19 protein-coding genes and 3 pseudogenes are annotated in these 24,274 nt (G+C 67.2%); 10 read left to right on the forward strand and 12 right to left on the reverse strand.

Annotated elements, in window-relative coordinates:
- Positions 1–16: 16 nt before the first annotated feature.
- Positions 17–994, reverse strand: a complete 978-nt coding sequence (locus tag ACZ3H8_RS16240; protein WP_467402105.1) for an NAD-dependent epimerase/dehydratase family protein — start codon at positions 992–994, stop codon at positions 17–19.
- Positions 991–2,199: a glycosyltransferase gene (locus ACZ3H8_RS16245; protein ID WP_467402107.1), complete on the reverse strand. Its 1,209-nt coding sequence runs from the start codon at positions 2,197–2,199 to the stop codon at positions 991–993. Before ACZ3H8_RS16245 ends, ACZ3H8_RS16240 begins: the two co-directional genes overlap by 4 nt.
- Positions 2,200–2,454: 255 nt before the next feature.
- On the opposite strand from ACZ3H8_RS16245, the gene ACZ3H8_RS16250 reads away from it, so the two are divergent.
- A complete protein-coding gene (locus tag ACZ3H8_RS16250; protein ID WP_467402108.1) occupies positions 2,455–3,357 on the forward strand; it encodes a class I SAM-dependent methyltransferase in 903 nt (300 codons plus the stop codon).
- A gap of 123 nt (positions 3,358–3,480) precedes the next feature.
- On the opposite strand, the gene ACZ3H8_RS16255 is transcribed toward ACZ3H8_RS16250, so the two are convergent.
- The 3 genes from ACZ3H8_RS16255 to asnB form a co-directional block, all read right to left on the reverse strand.
- Positions 3,481–4,695 carry a glycosyltransferase gene (locus ACZ3H8_RS16255; RefSeq protein ID WP_467402111.1) on the reverse strand — a complete coding sequence of 405 codons (1,215 nt, stop codon included), beginning with the start codon at positions 4,693–4,695 and terminating at the stop codon, positions 3,481–3,483.
- A gap of 138 nt (positions 4,696–4,833) precedes the next feature.
- Entirely contained in the window at positions 4,834–6,150 is a 1,317-nt protein-coding gene (locus ACZ3H8_RS16260; RefSeq protein WP_467402112.1) for a lipopolysaccharide biosynthesis protein, read from the reverse strand.
- Positions 6,143–8,194: an asparagine synthase (glutamine-hydrolyzing) gene (asnB, locus tag ACZ3H8_RS16265; protein WP_467402114.1), complete on the reverse strand. Its 2,052-nt coding sequence runs from the start codon at positions 8,192–8,194 to the stop codon at positions 6,143–6,145. The genes ACZ3H8_RS16260 and asnB overlap by 8 nt, the downstream gene beginning before the upstream one ends.
- A 408-nt stretch (positions 8,195–8,602) precedes the next feature.
- Between asnB and ACZ3H8_RS16270 the strand changes: the two are divergent.
- The 5 genes and pseudogenes from ACZ3H8_RS16270 to ACZ3H8_RS16290 all read left to right on the forward strand — a co-directional run.
- Positions 8,603–8,743, forward strand: a pseudogene (locus ACZ3H8_RS16270) (Trm112 family protein); the annotation flags it as partial.
- Entirely contained in the window at positions 8,744–9,589 is an 846-nt protein-coding gene (locus ACZ3H8_RS16275) for a class I SAM-dependent methyltransferase (protein ID WP_467402315.1), read from the forward strand.
- A gap of 398 nt (positions 9,590–9,987) precedes the next feature.
- A complete protein-coding gene (locus ACZ3H8_RS16280; protein ID WP_467402117.1) occupies positions 9,988–11,310 on the forward strand; it encodes a hypothetical protein in 1,323 nt (440 codons plus the stop codon).
- Positions 11,311–11,333: 23 nt separating this feature from the next.
- The gene (locus ACZ3H8_RS16285) at positions 11,334–12,287 is read left to right on the forward strand and encodes a class I SAM-dependent methyltransferase (protein ID WP_467402118.1); all 954 of its coding nucleotides are present in this window, start codon (positions 11,334–11,336) and stop codon (positions 12,285–12,287) included.
- A gap of 6 nt (positions 12,288–12,293) precedes the next feature.
- Positions 12,294–12,902, forward strand: coding sequence for an arsenate reductase/protein-tyrosine-phosphatase family protein (locus ACZ3H8_RS16290; protein ID WP_467402120.1), 609 nt, complete (start codon positions 12,294–12,296; stop codon positions 12,900–12,902).
- Positions 12,903–12,918: 16 nt separating this feature from the next.
- Here the strand turns inward: ACZ3H8_RS16290 and ACZ3H8_RS16295 are convergent, their stop codons facing one another.
- The 4 genes from ACZ3H8_RS16295 to ACZ3H8_RS16310 all read right to left on the reverse strand — a co-directional run bounded on the left by ACZ3H8_RS16295 (position 12,919) and on the right by ACZ3H8_RS16310 (position 17,572).
- The gene (locus ACZ3H8_RS16295; RefSeq protein ID WP_467402123.1) at positions 12,919–14,781 is read right to left on the reverse strand and encodes a DUF4012 domain-containing protein; all 1,863 of its coding nucleotides are present in this window, start codon (positions 14,779–14,781) and stop codon (positions 12,919–12,921) included.
- Between the two features lie 10 nt (positions 14,782–14,791).
- Entirely contained in the window at positions 14,792–15,670 is an 879-nt protein-coding gene (locus ACZ3H8_RS16300; protein WP_467402125.1) for an LPXTG cell wall anchor domain-containing protein, read from the reverse strand.
- 655 nt (positions 15,671–16,325) lie between these two features.
- The gene (locus tag ACZ3H8_RS16305) at positions 16,326–17,249 is read right to left on the reverse strand and encodes a sulfurtransferase (protein ID WP_467402128.1); all 924 of its coding nucleotides are present in this window, start codon (positions 17,247–17,249) and stop codon (positions 16,326–16,328) included.
- Positions 17,246–17,572: a hypothetical protein gene (locus tag ACZ3H8_RS16310; RefSeq protein WP_467402131.1), complete on the reverse strand. Its 327-nt coding sequence runs from the start codon at positions 17,570–17,572 to the stop codon at positions 17,246–17,248. Before ACZ3H8_RS16310 ends, ACZ3H8_RS16305 begins: the two co-directional genes overlap by 4 nt.
- A gap of 12 nt (positions 17,573–17,584) precedes the next feature.
- Here ACZ3H8_RS16310 and ACZ3H8_RS16315 point away from each other — a divergent pair, with 12 nt between their 5' ends.
- A complete protein-coding gene (locus ACZ3H8_RS16315; RefSeq protein ID WP_467402134.1) occupies positions 17,585–18,760 on the forward strand; it encodes a serine hydrolase domain-containing protein in 1,176 nt (391 codons plus the stop codon).
- 206 nt (positions 18,761–18,966) lie between these two features.
- On the opposite strand, the gene ACZ3H8_RS16320 is transcribed toward ACZ3H8_RS16315, so the two are convergent.
- Positions 18,967–19,683: a CAP domain-containing protein gene (locus tag ACZ3H8_RS16320; RefSeq protein ID WP_467402136.1), complete on the reverse strand. Its 717-nt coding sequence runs from the start codon at positions 19,681–19,683 to the stop codon at positions 18,967–18,969.
- A 562-nt stretch (positions 19,684–20,245) separates the two neighbouring features.
- On the opposite strand from ACZ3H8_RS16320, the pseudogene ACZ3H8_RS16325 reads away from it, so the two are divergent.
- Positions 20,246–20,449: pseudogene (locus ACZ3H8_RS16325) on the forward strand (cytochrome P450); the annotation flags it as partial.
- Positions 20,450–20,554: 105 nt separating this feature from the next.
- Here ACZ3H8_RS16325 and ACZ3H8_RS16330 read toward each other — a convergent pair.
- Positions 20,555–21,384: pseudogene (locus ACZ3H8_RS16330) on the reverse strand (maleylpyruvate isomerase family mycothiol-dependent enzyme).
- A 328-nt stretch (positions 21,385–21,712) separates the two neighbouring features.
- Between ACZ3H8_RS16330 and ACZ3H8_RS16335 the strand changes: the two are divergent.
- Together ACZ3H8_RS16335 and ACZ3H8_RS16340 are read left to right on the forward strand one after the other, a co-directional pair.
- Positions 21,713–22,378 carry a GOLPH3/VPS74 family protein gene (locus tag ACZ3H8_RS16335; protein WP_467402138.1) on the forward strand — a complete coding sequence of 222 codons (666 nt, stop codon included), beginning with the start codon at positions 21,713–21,715 and terminating at the stop codon, positions 22,376–22,378.
- A gap of 341 nt (positions 22,379–22,719) precedes the next feature.
- Entirely contained in the window at positions 22,720–23,340 is a 621-nt protein-coding gene (locus ACZ3H8_RS16340) for an outer membrane protein assembly factor BamB family protein (protein WP_467402317.1), read from the forward strand.
- 15 nt (positions 23,341–23,355) lie between these two features.
- On the opposite strand, the gene ACZ3H8_RS16345 is transcribed toward ACZ3H8_RS16340, so the two are convergent.
- Positions 23,356–24,246, reverse strand: coding sequence for a PaaX family transcriptional regulator C-terminal domain-containing protein (locus tag ACZ3H8_RS16345; protein WP_467402140.1), 891 nt, complete (start codon positions 24,244–24,246; stop codon positions 23,356–23,358).
- Between the last annotated feature and the right edge of the window lie 28 nt (positions 24,247–24,274).

Below are 24,274 nucleotides of genomic sequence, written 5' to 3' on the forward strand. Positions count from 1 at the left end.
CCCCTCAGCTCTGTCGTCAGCCGACTTCCACCGAGAGCGGCTTGGCCGGTGGCAGCGCCGCATACTCGGGCAGGGTACGGAACCAGCGCACCGTCTCGGCCAGTCCACGCGCCAGCGGCACTTGGGCCACGTCGGGGAAGAGCCCGCGCAGCAGACCATCCTCGGCCTGGGAGTGGCGGACGTCTCCCGCCCTCGCCGCCTCGTGCCGGATGTCGGCCGGAGACCCCACGACTTCCGCCAGCTGCTGGGCGAGGTCGATGAGAGGCACCCGCGTACCAAAGGCCAGGTTCACCGGACCGGGGTACGTGACCTTGCGCAGGACCGCATCGGCCAGCACCCTGACGACGGTTCCGACATAGGTGAAGTCCCGCGTCTGCAGTCCGTCGCCGAAAATCCTCATGGGCGTGCCGCGCAGCAGAGCGTCGATGAAGGCCGGGATCACGGCGGCGTAGGCATGGCCGGCTGACTGCAACGGCCCGTAGACGTTGAAGAACCGGAACGCCAGAACCCGCAGGTCGAACGAGGCGCCGTAGGCAAGGACGTAGGACTCGGTGGCGAGCTTGCTCGCGGCGTAGGGGCTCAGGGGCTGGGTCGGCAGGTCCTCGTGTTTCGGCAGTACGGGAACGGCACCGTAGACCGAGGAGGACGAGGCGGCCACCACCGAGACGCTTCTGCGTCGGCATGCCTCGAGGACATACACCGTCCCGGTCGCGTTGACGTTATGACTGGCGACCGGGTCCGCCAGAGAGCGCGGCACAGACGGGCGGGCTGCGAGGTGGACGACAGCGTCCACTCTGGCGACGACGCTTTCGAGGAGGTCGGGGTCGAGAATGCTGCCCTCGATCAGCTCCGCGTCGACTCCCGCCAGGTTGGCTGCAGAACCAGTGCTCAGGTCGTCGAGAGCGATGACCTTGCCCACATTCGGACGCGACGCAAGCGCTTGGCAGAGGTTGGCGCCGATGAAGCCGGCGCCTCCGGTAACAAGGACGTTCAACAGTGCTCACCTTTCGAACGGGATGCGGTCCACCATCCGCGGGCGACGGCGATGGAGGTGTAGAGAGCCTGCGTGTCGGCCACCAGACGTTCCTCGCCGAAGCGCTGGGTGGTGAACGTACGCGCTCGTGCACCCATCTCCTGGCGCAGTTCCCCGTCGCGCAGAAGAGTTACCGTGTGGCGAGCGAGTTCACCGGACGACAGGCCTGCCAGGAGCCCCGTCGTTCCGTCTTGTACGACCTCCGCGACGCTGCCGACGTCTGTGGCCACCGCCGGCAGCCCCGCCAGGCCGGCCTCGATCAGACTGACGGGCATGCCTTCGTTGTCCGAGGTCAGCAACACCAGGTCGGCCGCCGCGTAAACGGTCTCCACGTCTGCGCGCCAGCCCAGCAGGTGGAGCGAGTCACCGAGATCGGTGACCGCCTCCGGATCCGGTTGGAAGTCGCCCGATCCACACACCACGAAATGCGCTGTGGGCACGGTACGGCGCACTTCGCGGGCCACGGCGAGAAAGCGGTCGGGGCGTTTGATTCCGGTAATTCGTCCCACATAGGCAACCACGGGACAGCCCTGCGGGAGTCCGAGCTGTCGCCGGGCGGCGGCGGGCTCTGGTGCGATTGCAAGCGTGGTGCCGGGCGGCACGACCGTGTATTGGCCGGCCTTTCCGATGCCGGCGGCGACGAGGTCGTCCCGCACTCGGCTGCCCACGGCAACCAACCGATCGGAGAGGGCTGCAAGCCTGCGTTCGGTCTGCACCACGACGCGAGTCTTCGTCGGGGAGAAATAGCCATGCAGGAGATGGCCGTGAAAAGTGTGCACCCTTGAGGGGACCCGCGCCAGCACGGCAGCCGCCCGCCCCAGTGCGCCCGCTTTCGCTGTGTGCGTGTGGACGATATGGGGCCGGAACCGGCGCATGGCTGCCGCCAGTTCGAACACGCAGCGCACATCATCCGTGAGCCGCACGGCCCGTCCCAGCCCTTCGAGCCGATGGACCGGCAGGTCGGGTGCCCGCTGATCCAGATAGTCCGCCTCACCCGAACCCACAAATCCCGAAATCAGGTGATGGTCGAATCGCTCGGGATCCAGCCCTCGCAAGAGAGCGGAGACCTGGACTGCCGGACCGCCGATATTCATTCGCGTGATGACTCTCATCACGCGCAGGCGTGGGATGCCGAAACCCGTGGTTCGGTACGCGGCGGTCGACATGTGCCAGATATTAAGCCGAACACACTCCGGTATCCGTCAAGGGCGCGAAGTATGTGTCCGCTGCTTTGGACAACCCTCTCGGAAATATTTCGAGGGCACGTGGAAGGATCGCCGAGAGCCCGGTATTCGGTCGATTCTTGCCACCACCACCGCAGCGTCGACGCTCTTCCCGGCCGGCGTCTGATATACCGCGTCAGTACGCACGTTTGCCGGAATCCGCGGTACATGCGCTCCCAGGAGGAAGGAGACCATGAGGTGATCGACTGCTCCAGCGAGGTAGAGCAAGGCAAGCGCTTCGCCTTCGGCCGCAACTGGCAGAAGTTCAGCAGGCTGGTCGACGAGGACCGTATCGCTGCCGCTCGCGAGTCCCTCGTGGCGGCCTTGGGAACCGGCGACCTCGCCGGGCGCACTTTCTTGGACATCGGCTGCGGCAGCGGCCTGTTCTCGCTGGCCGCACTCCAACTCGGTGCGAAGGTGCACTCCTTCGACTACGACCCCGACGCGGTGGAGACCACCAGGCAGTTGCGCACCCGGTACGCGCCCGACAGCGACTGGCGGGTTGAACAAGGTTCGGTGCTGGATTCCTCCTTCATTTCCCGCCTCGGAAAGTTCGACATCGTCTACTCCTGGGGAGTGCTCCACCACACCGGCGCCCTGTGGGAAGCGTTGGACACCGCCTGCCGACTGGTCGCCCCCGGGGGGTTGTTGTATGTGTCGATCTACAACGATCAGGGCCTGAGCAGCCGCGTGTGGAGGCATGTCAAGCGCACCTACAACTCCTCCGGCCCAGTGACGCGGCGCTTGCTGGTCGCCGGGAGTGGGATGTACCTGAACGCTCCCCGACGAGCGGTCACCCTGCTGAAGTCGGCCATGACAGGGAGACATCCCGTCGGCGGCCAGGCTCGACGCGCTCGCGGTATGTCCGCCCGATACGACCTCGTCGACTGGGTCGGAGGCTATCCCTTCGAAGTCGCCGCTCCGGAAGAGGTGTTCCGCCTGGGCCGGCGCCACGGGCTGGAACTGCGTCATCTCAAGACCTGCGGAGGGGGCCTGGGCTGCAACGAGTACGTCTTCGCCTCGATCGCCGACCAGGGCACCGCGCCGACTCCACCCGCGGCTCGCAGCGCGACGGCGGTGGGGACCAGCGTTACGAGCTGAGGCGCCCGCGCTCGATCCGTGCTGCCGGGCCGGGCCGGCGCCGCCGACGTCAGCAGACGGGCGGCGGCCGACCTCGCCGGGTGTAACGCCGCAGTGGTGCTCCGGCCCGGCTGTTCCCCGCGCTCACCTGACGGATCTGCGCTCCAGCAGCTTCCGGTACAGGCTGATGTGCCGCTCCACCATGGTGTCCGCACTCAAGTGCTCAAGGGCCCACTGCCGGGCAGCCTTCCCCAGTCGTGCGGCGGCGGCGCGGTCGGTGAGCATCCATTGCAGGCCCTGCGCCAGAGCTTCGGTGTCTGCCGGGGGCACCAGCACACCTCGGTCGCGCAGCAACTCCGGTGTTCCGCCCACCGCGGTGGCAACCACGGGCCGACCGACCGCCATGGCCTCCATGACCGCGTTGCTCAGGCCCTCCTGCAGGGAGGGCAGCACGACGACGTCCGCCCGAGCGAGGAAAGCGGCCACATCAGTGCGATGGCCCAGAAATCGTACGTCGATGCCCAGCTGGCTGGCCTGTTGTTGCAGTTGGGGTCGCTGGGGACCCTCACCGATCAACACGAGAGTGCAGCGCTGCCCCCGCTGCTGCATCCGGCCGACGGCGTTCAGCAGGTATTGGTGGCCCTTGTAGACAAGCAGGTTGGCCACGCACAGCACCACTGGCAGGTCCGTGGTCAGGTCAGCCGGAGCGACCGTCTGGAAATCCCGCTCTTCCATTCCGTTGTGAATGACGGCGATCTTGTCCTGTGGCAGGCCTTCCTGGCGCCGGGCATCCTCGGCGACGGCATGCGCGTTCGCCACGACGAAGTCGGTCATGCCGGTTGCGATCCGTTCCACGGCCAGCTGGCCGCGGCGGCCCTCCTTGAACGTGCCCAGGCTGCGCCGCCCGGCCACGCACACCGGAACCCGCGCCAGGCGGGCTGCGGGGGCTGCCGCGACGTAACAGTGGAACAAGTAGGCGTGGACGACCTGCGCACGCGTGCGTCGCAGGTGTGCCACGAGCCGAGCGAACGTTCTCACTTCGACCGCCGTGTTCGTCACGGCGCCTGAGAGATTGCGCCCCGGTCGGGAGAGTCCCCCCCATCCCAGGTTCACCACGGTCACTCCGGAACCGGACAGCTCTGCTTCACGCGGTCCTCGTTCGGACAGAAGCAGCAATGTGGTCTCAATGCCCCGTTCAGCCAGGCCGCGGGCGAGTATCACCGCTTGCTTTTCGGCACCGCCCAGCCCCAATGAACCAACCATCAGGCACACGCGAGATAATTCGTTGTCACGGGCGACGGTCCCGGCGATCGGCACAGCACTGATGTCGCGGCCCCCAGGCACCGATACCAGCTCCATCCAGCCAGCAATTCGCGAACACGGCACGGTTTTCTGCTCGTTCAGCCTCTCAGCCGATTTCTTTGGTATCAATTGCGACGCGCCGTTGCCCGGGTGACGGCCGAGCGGCGTCGGCCGGCCACTGAGGGCCGAAGACGGTCATCCGGGCGGCGTGGATACCACGGCTTGCCTGCGCGGCACACAGCGACGCGCTGCGGCAAGGAGTGCGAGGAGATCAGCACGCACAGGGAGCAGTTTCCTTGACCTGATGCCTGTCGTCCTGCTGAACAGCCGCATCTGAAAGGCAGCCAGCAGTACATATGTGAGCGAGGAGGCCACCGCGCACCCGGCAGCACCCCACACAGGAATCAGCAGCAGGTTGAGTGCGATGTTCACGGCCAGGGCGATCACGGACGGCACGACAACCAGCCGCGCACGGCGCAACCGCAGCAAGTAGGCGCTCGGCAGCCGACTCGCTCCAAGAGCGGTCACGCCGGGAGCCAGCAGCGCTACGAGCGGAACCACACCGGCATACGCCGCGCCGTACACGGCGGTGACAATCGCCGGTGCGCCCAGCGCCAGGACCAGCCCCGAGGCCACGGCAAGCACGACTGCGAACCGTGTGATCCGCACGGTGACGTCGGCAGATTCGGCGGCGCTGGACGCGAACTGGCGGTTCAGCATGACCTGCGAGAGAACATCGGCCAAAAGGCGGCTGTACCCGGCCACGGTGACCGCCAGCGTGTAGATGCCCACTTCCCGTGCGCCAGTGAAGGCACCCAGGAGAAAGACGTCTGCGTACAGCAGGAGGGAAATCGACGCGGGACCCAGGTGGAACCGGGCACCGGTGATCAGAGTCGCGCGCACCAGCCCAAGATCCGGGCGGCGCACCGCGGTACCACCCACGCTGGTGAACACCAGCAACGGAACCCCACCGGCGGCGACCCAGACGATCAATACTGACATGGGCGTCAGCCCGTCCACCGCAGCCAGCGCGAACAGCGCGCCGCATTGGACAAGCGAACCGGCCAGCGCGGCACGGTTGGCCACGCGCAACCGCCCCCGCAGGAGAACGATATTTCCGGCGTAGTTCACCGCGATGCCCAGTGGCACTCCAAGGCATGCCACCGCCACGATGAACAGCCCCGGCAGATGGAGCACATCGGGGCCCACCGCCGCCACGCATGCTGTGCCGGCGAGCCCGCTCAACGTTCCCAGCATGAGGGCGAGCGGAACGCTGTTGTCGGCGAGCGTCTGCCGGTGCCCGGTGTCCGTCCACAACGCCGACTGTGCCTTCTCCACTGACAGGTGACCCAGCATGGTGGCGGTGGTGGCTACGGTCACAGCCAGGGCGTAGACCCCACGACTCTCCGGCTGCAGCGATCGGGCGATGACGGCGCTCGTAATGCCCGACAGCACCAGGCATGCCACCTGGCTTCCCAGCACGCCCAGTGCTTGCCGTGCGCTGTCAGCCACGGCAACCAGGGGCGCCCTCCGGCACGACAGCCGTTGCGAGCCGCGGCTCGTCTGCGCAGGTGCGGTGCCACAGTTCGAACTGCAGCAGCGCCCAGAGCCGACTGGAGTGGTCACGTCCATCGACGTGGCTGGTCAGCAGCCGCTGCACCACCTCCGGCCGGAACAGACCACGGGAGCGGGCGGTCTGGTCGGTCAGCAGATCGAAGGCCAGCGGCCGCAGTTCACCGCGCAACCAGTCCGCCAGCGGCACCGCGAAACCGGCCTTCGGCCGGGTGAGCAGGTCGGCCGGCAGCCACGGAGTCATCGCCTCCTTCAACAGAGCCTTGGTCACGTGGCCGTCCACCTTCCAGTGGCCGGGCACGCCGACGGCCCACTCCATCAGATGGTGATCGAGGAACGGGGAACGGGCTTCCAGAGACTGGGCCATGGTGGTGATGTCCACCTTCGGCAGCAGGTCGCCCGGTAGGTAGGTATTGACGTCGACGTCCATGAACCTGCTGATCTCGTCGCCGGCGCAGGAGTCGGCATAGGCCTGGTCGATGAGCGCGTAGCTGTCCACGCCGGCTACCTGCTCACGCAGGGCCTCGGTGTACAGGGCGTTTTTGTCGTTGTCGGTGAAATTGGACATCAGGCTGGCATAGCGGCGCTGCGGTGTCTCGCTCAGCAGACACAGCGCCCGGCCGACCTTGCGTAGCCGCGATCCGGCATCCGCCCGCTCGACCAGCGAGGAACCGGTGCGGCCCAGCACACCACACAGCTGGCGTGGGGGCTGCACCCGTCCCAGCCGCTTCATGAACGCATAGCGCTGGTAGCCGCCGAAGCACTCGTCACCCCCGTCCCCATTGAGCGCCACCGTCACATGCCGACGGCTCAGTTCTGCCACGAAGAAGGAGGGAATGGCCGAGGAGTCGGCGAACGGCTCGTCGAAATGCCGGGCCACCGTGGACAGAATCTCCAGCGCAGCCGAACCGACCACCACAAACTCGTGGTGGTCGGTTCCATAGCGGCGGGCGACAGACGCCGCATAGGACCGCTCGTCGTAGCGCTGGTCGTCGAATCCGATGCAGAAGGTTTTCACGGGCCCATTGCTGAGCCGGGCCATGGCAGCCACCACCGCGGAGGAGTCGATGCCGCCGGACAGGAACGCCCCCAGCGGCCGCTCGCTGACCATGCGGACCCGGGTGGCGTCCAGCAGCAACTGCCGCACCTGCTCAGCCGCCTCCCGCACGCCGTGCACCGGCCGCGGGGTGAAGTCCAACTTCCAGTAGCGCCGCAGCCGCACGTTGCCCTGTTCCCAGACGAGAAGGTGCCCGGGAGGCAGCTTGTGAATGCCGCGATAGATCGACCAGGGAGCGGGCACGTACTGGTAGGTGAGATAGTGATGCAGAGCCACCGGGTCCAGCTCACGGGGCACCGACGGATCGGCCACAAGAGCTTTCAGCTCCGACGCGAACGCCAGCGAGTCCCCGGCCTGCCGGTAGTACAGCGGCTTCTTGCCCACCCGGTCCCGTGCAAGCAGCAGTCGGCGTCGCGCCGCGTCCCAGATCGCGAAGGCGAACATGCCCCGCAGGTGGCTGACAAGGTCCTCGCCGTGTTCCTCGTACAGGTGGACGAGTACCTCGGTGTCGCCGTCGGTGGCGAATCGGTGCCCGCGCGCGACCAGTTGCTCGCGCAACTCCATGAAGTTGTAGATCTCGCCGTTGAAGACTGCCGCGACGGTGCGGTCCTCGTTGTAGACGGGCTGGCCTCCGCCGGCCACATCGATGATGGCGAGTCGCCGCATCCCCAGCGCCGCGTGGGCATCGGTGTGGTAGCCCTCTCCGTCGGGCCCGCGATGGGTGATGCGGCGGCACATCACGCGCACCTGTTCGGGATCGGGAGGGCTGGTGGACACGATTCCAGCTACACCGCACATAAACGCTCCCCATGTGTTGCACCGTCGGATGACCGTCCGCCGACATCGCCGGCTCCCACTCGCCGGTGCACTGCCTCGCGGGCTGACCACCGCAAAGCCCCGAGATACATACCACACATATGCGGGCATTTAGCCCGGCCTGCCTGCGCAACGCCCGCCCCTCCCTTCGGGAAACATCGCGGTGTGCTCTGAACCGGTGACCTCTTCTGACCGGCACCGTCGGCATGGTGGTCAGGCCCGGATGGCGGGCTGGTCCTGCAACGCTTTGTGGTGATGAGGTCACAGCTGGTGGGGTGCGGCCGCGTTGTTTGTCGTGACGGGTGCGGGCTCGGTGCTGTCTGCGGCGGCGCCAGTGTGACCCAACTGGCTCACGTCAGCCACAGCCGCTGTACTCACCCTGGAGAAGCACCGCTGAAATGCATATTGGTGGATCTGATGAGTCGGCTGCATGCCTAACTCGTCGCATAATATGCGGCAAGAACACGACGCGTGAGTCCTTGCCCGCCCCAAAGCGAACGATCAGTTAGCTTGTCCTGCATGCACAGGAGATTGGCCGACGGCCTCGCGGAGAAGAACCGAGACGGTTGCTGGTTCGAAACGCTTCAGTGTCCGAACTGCCGTGCGCGGCTTCACGGAGAGACCACACTGACCTGCGAACGGTGTAGACGGACCTATCCGGTGCGTGACGGGATCCCGCGGTTCGTTCCCGAGGACAACTATGGGAAATCGTTCGGATATCAATGGAATTTGCATCGGCTTACCCAGCTTGACTCGTATGTGGGGCTCCCCGTATCCAGAGATCGCCTACTGAGGGAGAGCGGCTGGACCGCTGAAGAACTTCAGGGCCGCGAAGTTCTTGAGTGCGGAAGCGGCGCCGGACGCTTCACCGAGGTGCTCTGCCAGACCGGGGCCGCCGTAACCTCCTTCGACATCTCCAACGCGGTGGAGGCCAACGCCACATCCAATGGACGATTCGCCAACCTGCGGCTACTTCAGGCCAGCATTTACGACCTCCCCCTGGTGGATGAGTCGTTCGACTACCTCGTCTGCCTTGGGGTCATCCAGCACACGCCTGACGTCGAGCGGACCTTTAAGACGATCTTCCGTTACCTGCGTCCCGGTGGAAAGTTCTGCATCGACGTGTACGCAGCGATCGTCGCCTATCCGCATCTACGGCAACTGCTGCGGCCCGTCACCAAGCGAATTCCTCCGTGCAAGCTCTACAGCGTTGTCCAATCCATCACGCCACGACTACTGCCAGTTTCGATGCGCCTCAGCGCAGTCCCACGGGTGGGCGACTATCTGACCCGGCTGGTTCCCGTCGCCAATCATCACCACCTCGGGTTGACCGACACCGAAACCTTGCGGACCTGGTCGATCCTGGACACCTTCGACTGGCTCTCGCCTCAATTCGAGCGGCCCCAGCCGCGGCGCCGACTCGAACGCTGGTGCAGGGACCTTCGCCTGAGCGAATTCGAGATCGAACGCGTTCGCGGGCTCTATGTCGTCCGTGGAACGAAGTAGAATGCCGGACAGGACATCAGTCTCGCGTTCCATCGACAGCGGCCCCTGACCGCGCCATCGGACGCTGGACCGCCGGCCTTCCAGCGCCGCCTCCGTGCCGCCGGGCCCTGTGGAATTCTGAACCGAGGGCGAGCGCTGTCAACTGCGCGACAAAGCCGGAGATTTCACAGGCCTTCCGTCGCACTTCTCGCCGTTCGAGTTCATCTAGCGTTATCTCATATCGCGACACAGAACGTCAGCCCGGCCTAGGGACTTCTCACTCCTGTAATCTCATGGCCCATGGTCGACTCGCATTACCGGGGCTTTCGTACTCGGGTCGTGCTTACATGCAAAGAGTGGGCCGCAGTCCACGGGGCCGGTATGCGCCAAGCGCACAGATCGAAAGAGGCCGGTTGACCATGCGCGCATCGACCGTGCTCAGGACACCAGCCGGCACTCATCCCTCCAAGTCTGAAAGCCCGCGGCGCAGTTCGCTCTGGGGCGCTCTCGCGGTATTTGCGGCAGCGGCGGTTCTCCACGTCGGTGTTGTCCTGGTCGTTCACTCGCAGACCAACGGTGACGCGCTCTTTCCGGATGCCCAAGGCTATGAATCGGCCAGCAACATGATTGCCGTGGCTTGGCGCAACGGGAGCCCCTTGGAAACGCGCAGTCTCTCAGGGCTGGTCGGTTCTGCGGTGTGGGGCTACCCGGCGATCATGGCGCTGTGCAGGCTTCTGACCGGTGGTGGGTGGCTGGCCGCCAAGACGGTTCTGGCTCTTTTCGCGGCCACCGGCGCGGTCGCCGCGTACGGACTGGCTCTCACGTCCGGGCGGGGGCGTAAGCGCGCCGCCGCCGTCGGACTGATGGTGGGCGCGAGTCCGTCCCTCTTGCTGTGGGATGCCTGGGGCCTGAAGGACGGGCTGATCACCAGCCTCGTCCTGTGGTCCTTGCTCGTACAGACGCGTGCCCGCTTCTCGATTGCCTGTGTCAGCACGCTGCTGAGCATCTACGCATGTCTGTACCTGAGACCTGCGGCAGCGCTCTTTCTCGGGGTTGCTCTGCTCGCCCGGGTGAGATTCCGCCGCGAGTACCTGGCGGGTTCCCTGATCGTCGTAGGGGCCGCCGCCCTCTTCATTCTTCCTCGCCTGATGACGCTCTTCGGTCTTGTGGACAGTCTGGAGGTCCGCGACGGGACCCGTCTCGGCTTCGCCGGGGGGTACGGCTCAGAGAACCTGCTGAATCATCCTCAGTACCTGGTGACCTTGCTGCTCGGGCCGTTCCCCTGGGAGTTCGGGCCGGAGACCGCCGTCCCGGAACGTTGGCTCTATCTGGGCACCATCATCTGGATCGCCTCCCTTTCCCTTGGTCCCACCGCATTGCGCAGGGCATGGGCGGACACCGCGGGGGTCGGCCGCGCCGCCGTGCTGGGGGCCTCGGCCTATGCTGCCGCATATATCGCGACCTTCGGCGGAGCCTTTTACCGGCAGCGTTCTCTGCTCGAATGCATGCTGATCATTCTGGTCGTGCTCTACCTCCCTGTCTCTCCGGCCAGGGCCATGATGCGAATCCAAGTGTGGCTCGCCGTCATCGCTGCCGTGGCCGCCCTGCACAGCCCGCACCTCACGCCCACGATGTGGAGCAAATGGCTGGCAGTGTGTGTTATAGGACTGGCTGTTCCTCTGGCATTCATGTACGGCCTCCGGCGGGGTGGGACACGTCGATTTCGTGGACGCCGTACGTGACACGCTCCCGAAAGGATTGTTCGTTGCTGGATTCTTCGCCGAATCGCTGCCCTCTCTGTGGTTCCACATCCGCGGATACGCTTCAGCACATCCGCCTCTCCGACGTATGGCGGGCATACGCGGAGAAGTGGGCCACGTCGTTTTCGGACGATGTCATCGCGAAGTACGGGAACGGACCCGTCGCCCTCCGCCGCTGCGGGCGCTGCGAGCTGGAATGGTTCGACCCGACGCTTGAAGGCGATTCCGGCTTCTACTCCCAGCTGTACACCGGCGGGATCAGGTATGAGAAATTCCGTTGGGAGTTCGGCCAAGCTGAACAGCGCATCCCGGACGGTGCGCGGGTGGTCGAAGTGGGTTCAGGCGAGGGCGCCTTCCTCCGCTCCGTACTTCCACGCTGCAGTTCCGCCGAGGTGCTCGAGAAGAACCCTCAAGCCGCGGATCTGCTGCGCGCGGCCGGCATCAAGGTGAGCGATGCCGACGTCCGTGCCGACGCTCTGGCCTGTCCCGACCGGGCGGACGTCGTCTGCGCCTTCCAGGTACTGGAACATGTCGCAGATGTGCGCGGCTTTCTCTCGGCGCTGGCAACGATTGTGGTGCCAGGCGGTGAGGTTCTTGTCTCAGTGCCCAACCGGGAGCGGTTCCGTGAGGGCCTGGAGCCGAGGGACTGCCCACCGCATCACCTCTCCAGATGGAGTCCGCGGCAGTTCACGACTGTGTCTCAGGTCGTCGGGCTGGACCTCGTCCTGGTCGACTACGAGCCGCCGCCTCTTTCCCATGCGCGGGCATCACGCCAACGATCCGTCCGGACCATGCTGAGACCGGTGACCGGTCCAGGCGTGGCGCAGTGGGCGGGCAGGGCCACCGCCCGGCTGCGCATGCCGCAGCGCCGCTATGCGCGCTTGGTGGCCGATGGCCGCTTCGCGTCCCGGCGCGAGTACGGGCACACGATGTTCGCCGTGTTCCGTCGTCGTGCGTGACTCGTGATGAGTGATCTGACCCGGACACCGGCAACGGGCCGTCAGGGACGCGCTCTTCAACCGTTCCCGGTGCTCGTCGTCTGCACCGGAAACGTGCATCGCTCGCCACTGGCAGAACGTCTGCTGACCTTCCGACTGGCGTCGGCTGCAGGCAAGTTCCGGGTGTCGAGCGCGGGGACCGTCGCGGTGAACGGCACACCGATGGACCCGGTCGCCGCATCCCTGCTCACCGAGATGGGCGGGGAACCCACCGGAGCCGCCGCTCGAAGGCTCACCGCGGGCCTCGTGAGCGGCGCGGCACTGGTTCTGGGTGCCGCGACAGAGCACCGCGAGGCCGCGGTACGGCTCTGCCCGGTGCATGGGCTCGGACGCGCCTTCACGCTGCGGGAGTTCGCACGGCTGCTGCACGAGGACGATGCGGCGGGTCTGACCGACCCGGCAGAGCGGGCCGAGGCCCTGACCAAAGGGGCCGCCGCACGGAGAGGAGTGGGCGAAGGGGGATCGTGGGACGACGACCTGGCCGATCCGTACGGTGCGTCCGAGCAAGAGGCAAGGGCGTGCGCCGCCCGTATCACCGAAGCCGTGGAACGGATCGCGGCAGCAGTGCTGGGCTGACCGGCAGGGCCTTCGCTCAGGCTCCGGGGCAGCCGCCCGGGGACGGGTGCACCCTGGCCCGCAGCGGGCGTGGCAGCCGCTGGTGGAAGACGAAGGGTCCGTGGTCGGCCGGGGGCTCCAGCAGATGCAGCGTCAACGTCCGGCTGCTGCCCGCGGGCACTTCGACGTCGAACGTGTACACGGGATGGCCGCGCTCGACACCCGGTGTCAGGCGCGCGGGCCGCCCGTCGAGGGCAGCCTTGACCAGATGGGCCCCGCCGGTCGCGAAGTAGGAGACCAGCAGGCGGTTGTCCCCCTGACGCGTCGGATAGGGCGGCTTGTCGAGACGATCGGTGACGTAGGCGGGAAGTCCTGCGGACGGTGCACCGTTGGAGAAGACCGCCTTGACGGTGACCTCGCGGCCGTCGGCGGTGCAGCGGCCGGGGTACCAGTCCAGGGTGCGGTCGAGGTAGTAGTCGAGCTTGGTGCCGGCGGCATTGTTGACCACCAGCCCGGCGTAGGGCTCCGGACGCCGCGGCAAGGAGCCGCCCACCGGGCGTGATTCCAGCTCCTGCTGCTCCTTCGCGTGGGCGCTCCAGGCGGTCACCTGCCCGTTGCCCAGCAACTCGTACAGACCGAGGAGCAGCGAGGGCCGCCGCTGGGGATCCTCGGCGGCGGTCAGCAACCGCCCGGCGGCGGCTCGGGCCACGTCCAGCAGATAGGCCTTGCGCTTGACCTGGTCCGTGTGCGTCACGTAGTTGGTTCGCTCGCTGAGATCCACCACGTTGTCCGCGGTGACGACCGTTCCGTCGGCTGTGAGCGCCGGGCCGGAGGCTGCGAGCAGCCGGGCCAGCGCGGCCGGATCCAGTGCGAGTACGCCGTCGACTCGCTCGCCGCTCTGGTAGAGCCAGGTGGCCGACCAGATACGCGCGGCGTAGGGGAAGTGCGGGCTCATGTTGGAGTTGGCCCAGGTGTTCACCGCATCGCCACGTCCGTACATGGCGGCGAATTCGGAACCGAGGTCCACCTCGGGGCGAGCGCCCACCATCTCGGCGTCGCTTCCGAAATGCGTCAGCTCCAGCGCCCCCCGGTCGGCCGTCAGTACGGCATGGGCACCGGGCATCCCACCGGTTCCACGCGACTCTGCGGGGTTCTGGAACACCAGGAGGTAACGCCGCGGACCGTCCGCCCCCAGCATCGGCGGCAGGAGCCGGGCGCCGGTGGCGGCGTCCTCCAAAGCGGGCGCCATCCGGTCCAGCCGGCTGAGGAGTTGGTCTCGGACCCGGTCCACGGCGGGCAGCCAGGTGCGGCGGGGCAACCTGTGGGCCTCCGTGCGAGCTGCGGCCACCTGGCGTGAGGCCTGCTCCAGAGCCGGGGCGGCCCTGCGCAGTTCGGACAGGTTCAGGTGCCCGCCACCGGCGCCTGCGTCGTCGGTGAGGTTGCCGACGGTGCGTACGACGGCAGGCAGCACCTCGCCGGTCAGCCGGTCGACGGCCTTGGCCGTACCACGGAAGGTCTCGAGGGGGCCTCCGAGGCGGGGCAGATGCGCGGCCACGTACCACGCAGGTCCGGTGGTGAGCCGATGTGCCCGGGCCGCGCGCGCCGCAGCGGAACGGGCCGCTGCTTCGGTGCGCGCCCCGCGGTCCGTGGTGTCCCCAGCCGTCGAGACCGGCGAGGGGGGCGCCGTCACCGTGTTCCGCAGCGTTTCCAGGTCGTGTCGGGCCGCGAGCAGCTCGCTACGGGCGTACAGGCCCGTTACGAGCACCCAGCCCGAACCGGCGAGGAGAAGGCCGGCCGCCGCCCACATCAACGGCCTGGTACGACGGTGGTTCCGTCGCACCAGGCCGGTGAGATGGGACAGAACGGTGCTGTCCGAGAGTTTGTGGATGGTCCACGGCATCGTTGGCCGCTCAGCCGCGTTCAGTGCGAGTGCGCCGGCGCCTGGCGATCACCAGTGACGCGCCGCCGAGAAGCACCAGACCACCTGCCGCGGTGAGCAGCGCCACCGGTGCATCTGAGGAACCGGTGTCCGCGAGCCCCGAGGAGCCATTGCCGTGACCGGATCCGTTGCCGTGGCCGGGGCGGCTGTGGTCGTCGTCGCCGTTACCGCTGCCGGGGCGGCCGTGGTCGTCGTCGCCGTCACCGTCACCCGGGCGGCCGTGGTCGTCGTCGCCGTCACCCGGGCGGCCATGGTCGCCGTCGCCGTCGCCGGGCCGGCCGTGGTCGTCGTCGTCGTCGCCGTCGCCGTCGCCGGGCCGTCCGTTCCCGTCACAGTCCCCGGGCGGTGGGCTCGCGTCACCGGTCACGGTCACCCGCGCGGACACCGTAACTCCGGATGTACTGCCGACGAGCTGGAAGAGGTAGATGCCCGGTGGGACGCTCTCGGGGATGGTGACCGTTCCAGTCACAATGCCGTTGGCGTCGGCGGTGAAGGTGCCGAGCACAACGGTGTCCCCGTCTCCTCCGTCATCGCAGTCATCGCCCTTCGGTGTGGCCGCCGCAATGGGCTGGACGGACGAGGGCGATGTCCTCAGTGAACGTGCGGCCGCAGCCGCGGCTCCAGCGGCGGCGCCGGGGACGAGGCTGGCGACAACCTGCTCGGCCGGCTGGAAGCCAGTAGCGGTGAAGTTGATCGGATCACCGGGGGCCACGGTGGCGTCGTCGATCACAACACCGGGAGCCGGCGGGTACTGTGCGAACGCCGGCTCGGCGACCACCAGCGGAACAGCTGCAATCAGGCTTGCGGTGGCGATGGCCATGGCGACACGCCGTCTAGAACGTCTGGGCATCGGTTCGGGGCTCCTTCGGAAGGCGCTTTATGAGTGATCGTTCGTGGTGGGATGTTTCTGTTTCAGGCCGTGGCTCCGTGGCCGGCTATTGCCTGGTGGCAACTCCCGCCGGTCTTCGGCGCCTTTCGGCATGTGCTGCAGCGCTTCCTTACCGACTGAACCGCCGCGCCGGTGTGGCATGAGCCCCACCGCGTTGTCCTCGAGCAGCTCGGTGTGGACGACCACGTGGACTGGCCCCAGTGCGAAATCGACTCGGTCCGTGTTCGCGCGCTTGAAGGGCGCACCATGGCGTTGGTGAACAGTTCCGCCGTCTGCACCACCTCTACCAACATCGCGCTGATCACTCCCTTGCCTCAATCGGCACTGCCGCAGGCCTTGTGCCACCGCCGACTGCCCGATTCGGACGACTCCCGGGCCACGACTCATCGGACAGAAAGGCCATTGACCGAAATCAAGCAACAGGATCCATAGACGTGGGCGGCTCGGGCCAAACAGGCTCGCTTGGTGCTCCGCAGGACGGCGCAGTGGTTGCACTCATGTGGCCCCCCAGCACTCGCGGCTGCGGGCCTGAACCTGGTGGCACGGGCTTCATGGTGACCTGGTGGGCGCCACCGCGATCAGGGCGAACAGCACCGACGTACTGAGAGGGATGCCGTCACGGCAGCGGGCCCCCGCTCTCCGCTTCGTCGGTTACGACGGGCAGATCCGAGGGCAGCCCCCATTCGCTCCAGGATCCGTCGTACACGGACAGCTCGCGATACCCGGCCAGTTCGGCGCCGAGGGCCAGGATGCAGGCGGTGACGCCCGACCCGCAGCTGAAGACCATCTTCTCCCGGCCCCCGGAGAGGTCGGAGAAGGCGGCACGCAGCTCCGGCGCGGGGCGCATCCGGCCCTCGTGCTGGGTCTCCCCGAAGGGCAGGTTCAACGCGTTGGGCATGTGGCCGCCGCGCAGCCCCGGGCGGGGTTCGGGGGCCGCGCCGGAGAACCGTTCCCGGGAGCGGGCGTCGAAGACGGCCGAGGCCGGGTCGGCCAGGGCCGCCACCACCTCGCCGCTCCCGACGACCAGCCCCGCGCGTGGCCGTGCGGTGAAGTCGCCGCGCGGCCACGCGGCCACGAGATCGCCGCCCTCCAGCGGCTGCCCGGCCGCGGCCCAGGCGGGCAGGCCACCGTCGAGCACCGCGGCGCGGTCGAAGCCCATCGCCCGCAGCATCCACCACGCCCGGGCGCTGGAATAGGTTCCCGCGGCGTCGTAGACGACGACGGTGTCGGCGTCGTCGACGCCGAGGGAGCGCATCTCCTCCGTGAATTGGCCGGCTCCGGGCATGGTGTGGGGCAGCGGGCTGGAATGGTCGGACAGCGCCCCGTCGATGTCGAAGGGCCGTGCCCCCGGGATCCTTACCCAAGCTCTTCGAGCAGGGGATACCCCATGCGCCGCGCCGCGGTGCGCGCCCACGGAGGCGTCGAGGACCACCAGCCCCGGCGCACCCAGCCGGGGCGCGAGCCAGTCATTGCCGACCAGCGGGCCGGAGAACGGGCCGGAGAGCGGGCTGATCGGGACGAGCGGGTTCTGTGCGCTCAATGTGTGCCGCCCATGGACTCGGTGGAACGCCGTCTGGCCTGCCCGGAGAACCAGGCCGCCACCTTGTCCATATTGGCGGCCACGTCGTCCTCCGTGTCCCCGGCGACGGTATAACCGGCCAGGAAAAGGCCGGACTTGATGCGTCCGTGGAACTCCTGGCCGGCCGCCGGAACACGGTCGCCGCGGCGGCGGACCTGGCCGCCCCCAACGGAGACGCGGGCTCGGGCCGCTCGCAGTCTGAAGCGCGACGGCTGACGCCGACGGTTAGCATGCGGACAAAGTCCGCAATTGCGATATAGGGGATCGCGGTATTCGACCTGCATGGAGGCTCCACCGTGCGTAGACCCAAGACGGTCACCCTCATGTGCCTGCAACTGCTCTTGGGCGCTTCGCCGGCGGGCTGTGCCTTCACGGAGGCCGAGAGCGCGGCGAAGTCATGTCCGTCCGGCCAGATCTCTCAAGGCGGCACGTGCATTCCGGACGACACCGCCGACTTCACCAAGAAGCAGGTCGAAGACTCCCTGAAGACGTACAAACTCAATGCAGCCATGGCAGGGGTATGGGTCGACGGCAAAAGAATTTCGACCGTCGCTTCAGGAGAGTCGATGACGGGCGTCCCTGTTTCGACGGACATGCATTTCCGGATCGGGTCGGTTGCGATTCCCTATTTGACGACCGAATTGCTCAAGCTCGTCGACGAGGGCAAGGTCGAGCTTGACGACAAGATTTCCCGGTGGCGCCCCGACCTTCCGCACGCGGACGAGATCACTCTGAAGATGCTGGCCTCTGCCACCTCCGGATACTCGGACTACGTCCGGGATCCTAAGTTCTTGGCCGAACTCTACAAGAATCCGTTCCGTCAATGGTCGGCGGAAGAACGGGTGAAGATCTCCGTTTCCAAGCCCCTTGTGAAACCCCCGGGAGCGGGTTTTGTCTATTCGCACGCCAATTGGGTGATCCTGGGTGACATCATCTCGAAGGTGGAGAAGAAGCCCCTGGCGGAAGTGATGCGGAATGAAATCTTGAAGCCCCTCGGCCTGACCCAGACCGAAAACCCGTCCACAGCCGAGATCGCCGACCCGGTGCTCCATGCCTTCGACAACGAACGGGGCGTATTCGAGGACTCCACCTACTGGAATCCGTCATGGACGCTGGCACCGGGAGCAATCATGACGGGAACATTGGAGGATCTGGGGAAGTCCGTGACGGCGTTGGGCGAAGGGAAGTTGCTGACGCCCGAGTCGTACAAGGAACAGATCACACCCGTCTCCAAGGTGTCGCCGACGGCCTCCTTCGCCCTTGGGGTGTTCGTACAGAAGACCTGGCTCCTGCAGAATCCGTCATTCGCCGGCTATCAGGCAACGGTCGCCTATCTGCCTTCCAAGAAGATCGCGATCGCGACGGTCGCGACACAGGGCACCGGCAACAACGCCGACGACAATTCCAGCACCGCGGTCTTGATCTCGATCGCCAACCATATGGCTCCGGACACTCCCTTGAGCGGCGGCTGAGGGACTCCCGGGGGCCGCTCCCTCCGGCCGTCGTGAGGTCTGCGCCGGCGAGGTGAAGGTGCCAGTTCGCATTCATACGCCGCTTTTGTGACGCACCGATGACGAAGGCCCCGACTGGCGACGGTCGGGGCCTTTCATCCGGTGGAGGACGCGCGCCATCCCCGCAGAAGTGAGCCGGGGCAAGTGGTGGGCGGATCCTTGTGCCTCTATCGGGCCGTTCCGAAGTCCTGCGTCCAGTAATTGCCGGGCTGCGCGAGGCCGATGCCGATCTCCTTGAACGCACAGTTGAGGATGTTGCGCTTGTGGCCGGGGCTGCCCATCCAGCCGGCCATGACGCTCTCGGGTGTGGCGTAGCCGTAGGCGACGTTCTCGCCGTAGGTGCTCCAGCTGTAACCGGCACGCGTGATCCGATCGCCCGGAGACGATCCGTCGGAGCCCGTGTGGGACATGTTCCGATGGGATGCCATGTCCTTGCTGTGGTCCTGAGCGGCCTTTGTCAGCTTCGCATTCAAGGTCAGCGGAGAGCATCCGGCCTTGCTGCGCTCGCTGTTGACGAGCTTCAACACGCTGGCCGCAGCCCCGGATGCCGGGGCGGTGGTCTTCGGGGCGCTTGGAGAAGCGGTGGTCTTCGGGGCGCTTGGAGAAGCGGTGGTCTTCGGTGCGCTTGGGGGCGTAGTGGTTTTCGGGGCGCTTGGAGACGCAGCGGGCGTCTGCGACGCTCCCGCAGCCGGCTTCTGGCCCCAGTGGCCACCCGTCCATCGCTGCTCGGAGTTCGCACTCTTCCAGTGGCCGTGGGACTGACGGCCCGCGTTCTCCGGAGTGTCCAGGCAGGCCATGGCGGCAGAGGGCACAGCCACGGCTCCCACGGCGACGGCAGCGATGGTTATCTGCCGGTAGTACGTCTTCCTGCGATGCTTCCTCATGCGTGACCTCGCTCGATAATCGCGGAGCGCCTCCGGTATCGCCGACTCAGCGCAGATAACTGCGCCTGAGCTGCGGAGACGCCTTGCGGCCGCCATTCTTAGAAGCGGAGTCAGGGAAGGGCAATGAGCTCCAGTACTACCTCGCTTCGTAGTACCGGACGGCTCTTGTAACGGGCGCACAGGCGTGCTGGTCCGGCTTCTGGAGTTCCGGAAAATTCTGTTGCTCCGTCAGAAGTCCTTGCTCGCTCCATGAACGGGCGAAAGGGCTGAGCGGGCCGAATGGTGCCAAACCCTGCGACGGGCATGTCTGCACCAAGACGGACAAATGTCACTATGTCGCCAAGGCGCCAACTACTATTCAGCGACCTAAGTGCCGAAAGTCCATGTGGCCGATGTCACTGGGCGATGGATGTGCCACGCCACCCTGGACCTCTACGGGATCACCGCGCCGCGCGTGAGGAGCCGGCGGCGCCGCGCCGTGAGGCCAGGCACGCCGCTCCGTCACAGCGCGGTGACGGGGAGTCCAGGCCCCCTCACAGGAGCGTGCTGGTGCTGGTCCGATATCGACCTGCACCGGAAGGCCATCGGGCATCTGGCCTTCGGCCACGGCATCCATCAGTGCCTGGGCCAGCAAATGGCACGCGTCGAGATGCGGGTCGCCTTTCCCGCGCTGTTCACCCGGTTCCCGACCCTCCGCCTGGCTGTCTCGCCCGAGGAGGTGCCGCTGCGCACCGACATGAACATCTACGGGGTGCACCGACTCCCCTGCGTCACCGAGTCCGGACGCGGGTGCGCCCGGACTCGGTGTGTCGGCCGGGGAGGAGCCGTTCCTACGCTGCAAACAGCACTGTTGAGTTCAGGACTGTTGAGTTCAGGGCGCCGTGAAGAGCGTCGGGAAGCGGGGAGCGAGCCAGGGCTTGCGGCCCCGGGCGAGGACGCGACCCCTGGCGATGGCGCCCCAGGGTCGCAGCGGCCGAGCGCCATGAGCAGGAAGGTGACCGGCTCGGTGAGGATGGTGCACTCCGGGCGGCCCGGTGGCTGCGGACTCACCGCTACAGCACCGTTGTTGAAGGTGACGCCGAAGCGGGCGCCGCCCCACAGGCGGATCGTGTAGAGGGCGGTCAGCCCAGCGGTGGCAGCGGTGTCGACCACCCGTGGCATGGCCGTGATCAGGAAGGGCAGGGTCAGCTCGACCCGGGCGCGGTCGATCATGTGCGGACGGCCCAGCGCGCGGGCGAGGTCGTAGCCGTGGCCGAGCATGTGCGTCAGCAGATACGAGCCCAGTTCGGCCTGGTTCATCGGGCCCAGCGGGGTGACCACTGTCCCCTCCAGCGGGCGCTGGTCCACTGCCCTGAGGAAAGCGGCGGCCTGCGTCACGATCATCCCGGCCAGCGGATCGGCCTCGCGCTCGTCGAACTCGGCGAGCGCACGCTCGTTGGCCGTGGCCAGGCTCTGGGGGGTGCCGTCCCCGTGGCTGCGCTCATGTCCTGCCGCGATGTCGGCCATCAGCTCATTGGCCTGCGCCAGATGCGCTGCCGCAGCCCCGACGCTCCACTCCGACCCGGGTACCGGAACACCTGTGTCGGCAACGCCGCGCAGCAGCGCGGCGATCTCCTCGGCCGTGTCGCGTATCGCGTCACCAAGTCCCTGAGGCAGAGTGCCTCGTACTTTCTGCCCTGTCACTGGTGCCACGGCTCCCATCGTCGCCCTCGTACCCACAGCGGAACGCGCAGCCCGTCGGCGGTCCTGTTCGAGATCGTCCGCGGTACACAACCAGGTCACGGGGGCTGCGACAAGAGCTTGAGCATCGGGCAAATCAACCGCATTCCGCCGCCCATGAAGGCCCCCCAGGCCCTGCGCGAGGGAGTCGGTGTTGTCGGCCCACTGGTCGTCCCCGACCATTTCGTACGCCTCGCACAGATGCCCGTGATCGTTGCGCGCAGTGACGCTCTTCGGCTCAACTCGGGAACTGGCGGCACGTTTCAGACGTCCGAATGATCACGGGTAAGAGTGAAGGGGGAACCGGCGCATGACGGTCACGCTGGGCGAGGAAATCATGTTGCTCTCGCTGGACGACGAGTCCGGAGTAGCGAAAGAGCGGCAGTCTGCCGGTTGGGCAGTCGCGGGTGGGATCGTGCTCGAACTCGTCATGGCCGGTCGCGTCTCGGTGGACCGCGGGCGGGTGACAGTGACCGACACGACGCCCACCGGCGTGGGGCTGCTTGACGACCGGCTCAAGCTGATTGATGCCTGGGCATCCAAGAAGAGCAGGCCGCCCAAGGTCACGGACTGGCTGGCGAGGGACCACGGCAAGGCTGTCAGCGCCACGATCAACAGCCTGCGCGAACGCGGCCTGGTGGGCGAGGAACAGCGCAAGGTGCTGGGTGTGTTCCCGGTGCGCCGCTTTCCCGAGGCGGACGGGACGACCGAGCGCGAGCTACGCGCCCGGCTTGCCGCACTGGTCCTGCACAATGCCGACCCGGACGACCGCTCGGCCGGCCTGATCGCCCTGATCCACGCCGCGAAGCTGCACCGCCTCGCCTTCCCCGACAAGTCGCGCAAGGAGGTCTCGCCGCGGATGGAGGAGATCGCGGACGGCCAATGGGCGGGGGAGAGCGTCCGGACCGCTATCCGCAACATGCAGGCGGCGATGGTGGCGATCACCGTGGCAACCACAGTGACTGTGACGAGCTGACCGGACCGGCGGCCCCGTCGGGAACCGCGGGGCCGGCTGCGGAGCACACCGGGCCCACAGCTTGCGCATGGTCGAAGCCACGTCGACCGCGGTTTACCGACCGGCCTGCCTGCCTCGTGTCCGCAGTGGACGAAGGACGTCGTACCTGCCATGACCAAGCGCGCGGGCAAGGAACCAGCAGCCGTACGCACGGCGTAGTCTCGCCGTGCCCGGAGCCGGCTCGTCAAAGCGGCAGATCTCGCAGACAATGTCGTCCCGGAGCGGCTGTTGGTGCTCGACGGGCCGACTGTGCGGAGACTGACGCGGGAGCCCTCGGACCGACGGCCGACGTGTGACGGCCGATCACCGGCGGTGCGCAGTCCGGAAAGCAGCGCTGGAAATTCACCGCCGGGTACGCCCTCGACTCCACGCCGACGGTGTCGGGGGACACCGTCTACGTGGGCAGTATGGACAATTCCCTCTACGCCGTGGACGCCGGGTCGGGCAGCCTCCGCTGGAGCTACCCGACCGGAAGCGACCTCGTCTCCTCGCCCGCCGTGGCCGACGGCGTCGTTTACATCGGCAGCCGCGACGGCAACCTCCACGCCGTCGACGCCAAGACCGGGAAACGGCGTTGGCGGTGGGCGGCCCAGGTCACGGACTACTCGCCGGTCGTGTCCGGTGGCGTTGTCTATGTCGCGTACGACCTTGAGCTGTTCGCACTGGACGCGGCGACGGGCCGGAAGCGCTGGGCGTTCCCCATGCACAACTCCGAGACCAACTCGGGGACCAGCGCGGCGCCGGCCGTGCGGGACGGCACCGTCTACGCGTCCGGCAGCAACACGCTCTACGCCGTCAACGCCGGCACCGGCCGCAAGCGCTGGTCGCTCGAACTGGAAGGCAACCCCTCGGATCCAGTCGCGGCTGCCGGAGCGGTCTTCGTCACCTGCGACGATGGCTACCTCTACGCCATACGGGCCTGACGGAACCGCAGAGGCTCAGCGTGCTTGATGTGCTCCGTGGTGGATGACGTCGGCGTACAGACTGAAGAGGCGCGGTCGTGGATGGTTGTCCGCCACCGCGACTGTTGGGTACTCGAGGAGCTGGGCCCAGCAGCGGGCCGCGAGGTGGCGGGCGTGTGTGCCGGTCCAGGGCTGAGGGAGGAGCTCGGGCGGGAGGAGGGGGTCAGGTTCCATGGCGCGGGTGAACTCGGCTGCGAGTTCGATGGCGATGGTCAGCCGTTCGGTTTCGGTCGGGCTTGCGGTGTCCTCGAGTTGGTCGAGTCGGGCCTGGGCGAGTACGGCCAGCCGGTCGTAACGGTCGGCGATCTCTGCCAGGGGCCAGAGTTCGGATGCCAGGTCAGTGGGGGCGCGGTGTTCGCCTGTGCGCAGGTCGCTGCTGGTGAGGAAGGTGACGGCATCCAGGACGCCGAGGTGCCGCGCCTGGGCCTCGACGTGTTTCTCGATGGGGTTGGGGCTGACGTACAGGCCGCCCTGGACGGCGGCTGCGCCGAGCTTGAGGAGGGTGTCGCGCAGGATGTCGCGGGCGGCTCTGGCTGATTCCGGGATGGCGAACGCGAAGAGGTGCCAGATGCCGTCCCAGGGGGCGTGACCACGGTCCTGTTGGTACGCGTAGCGGACGTAGTCGACGTTTGGCGCAAGGGATCCCATGACGTCGGCGGTGGCACGCAGCAGGGCTTTGCGGCCGCGGCCTTCGTGGGTGAAGCGGCCTTCGGCAACGAGTCGTTTGATGCACAGACGTACCTGCTGGTCGCTCATTCCCAGGGTGCCCGCGATGGTGTAGAGCTCGCCGGCGTCGACGGTGCCATCCTCGCGGACCATGGCATGCACGAGCAGGCGGGTGGGGATCTCGGGGGCGGCTTCGGGCATGGGCCGAGCATAGGCGTGTGGGACGCGC

It is taken from the genome of Streptomyces sp. NPDC002868, from assembly GCF_055563295.1.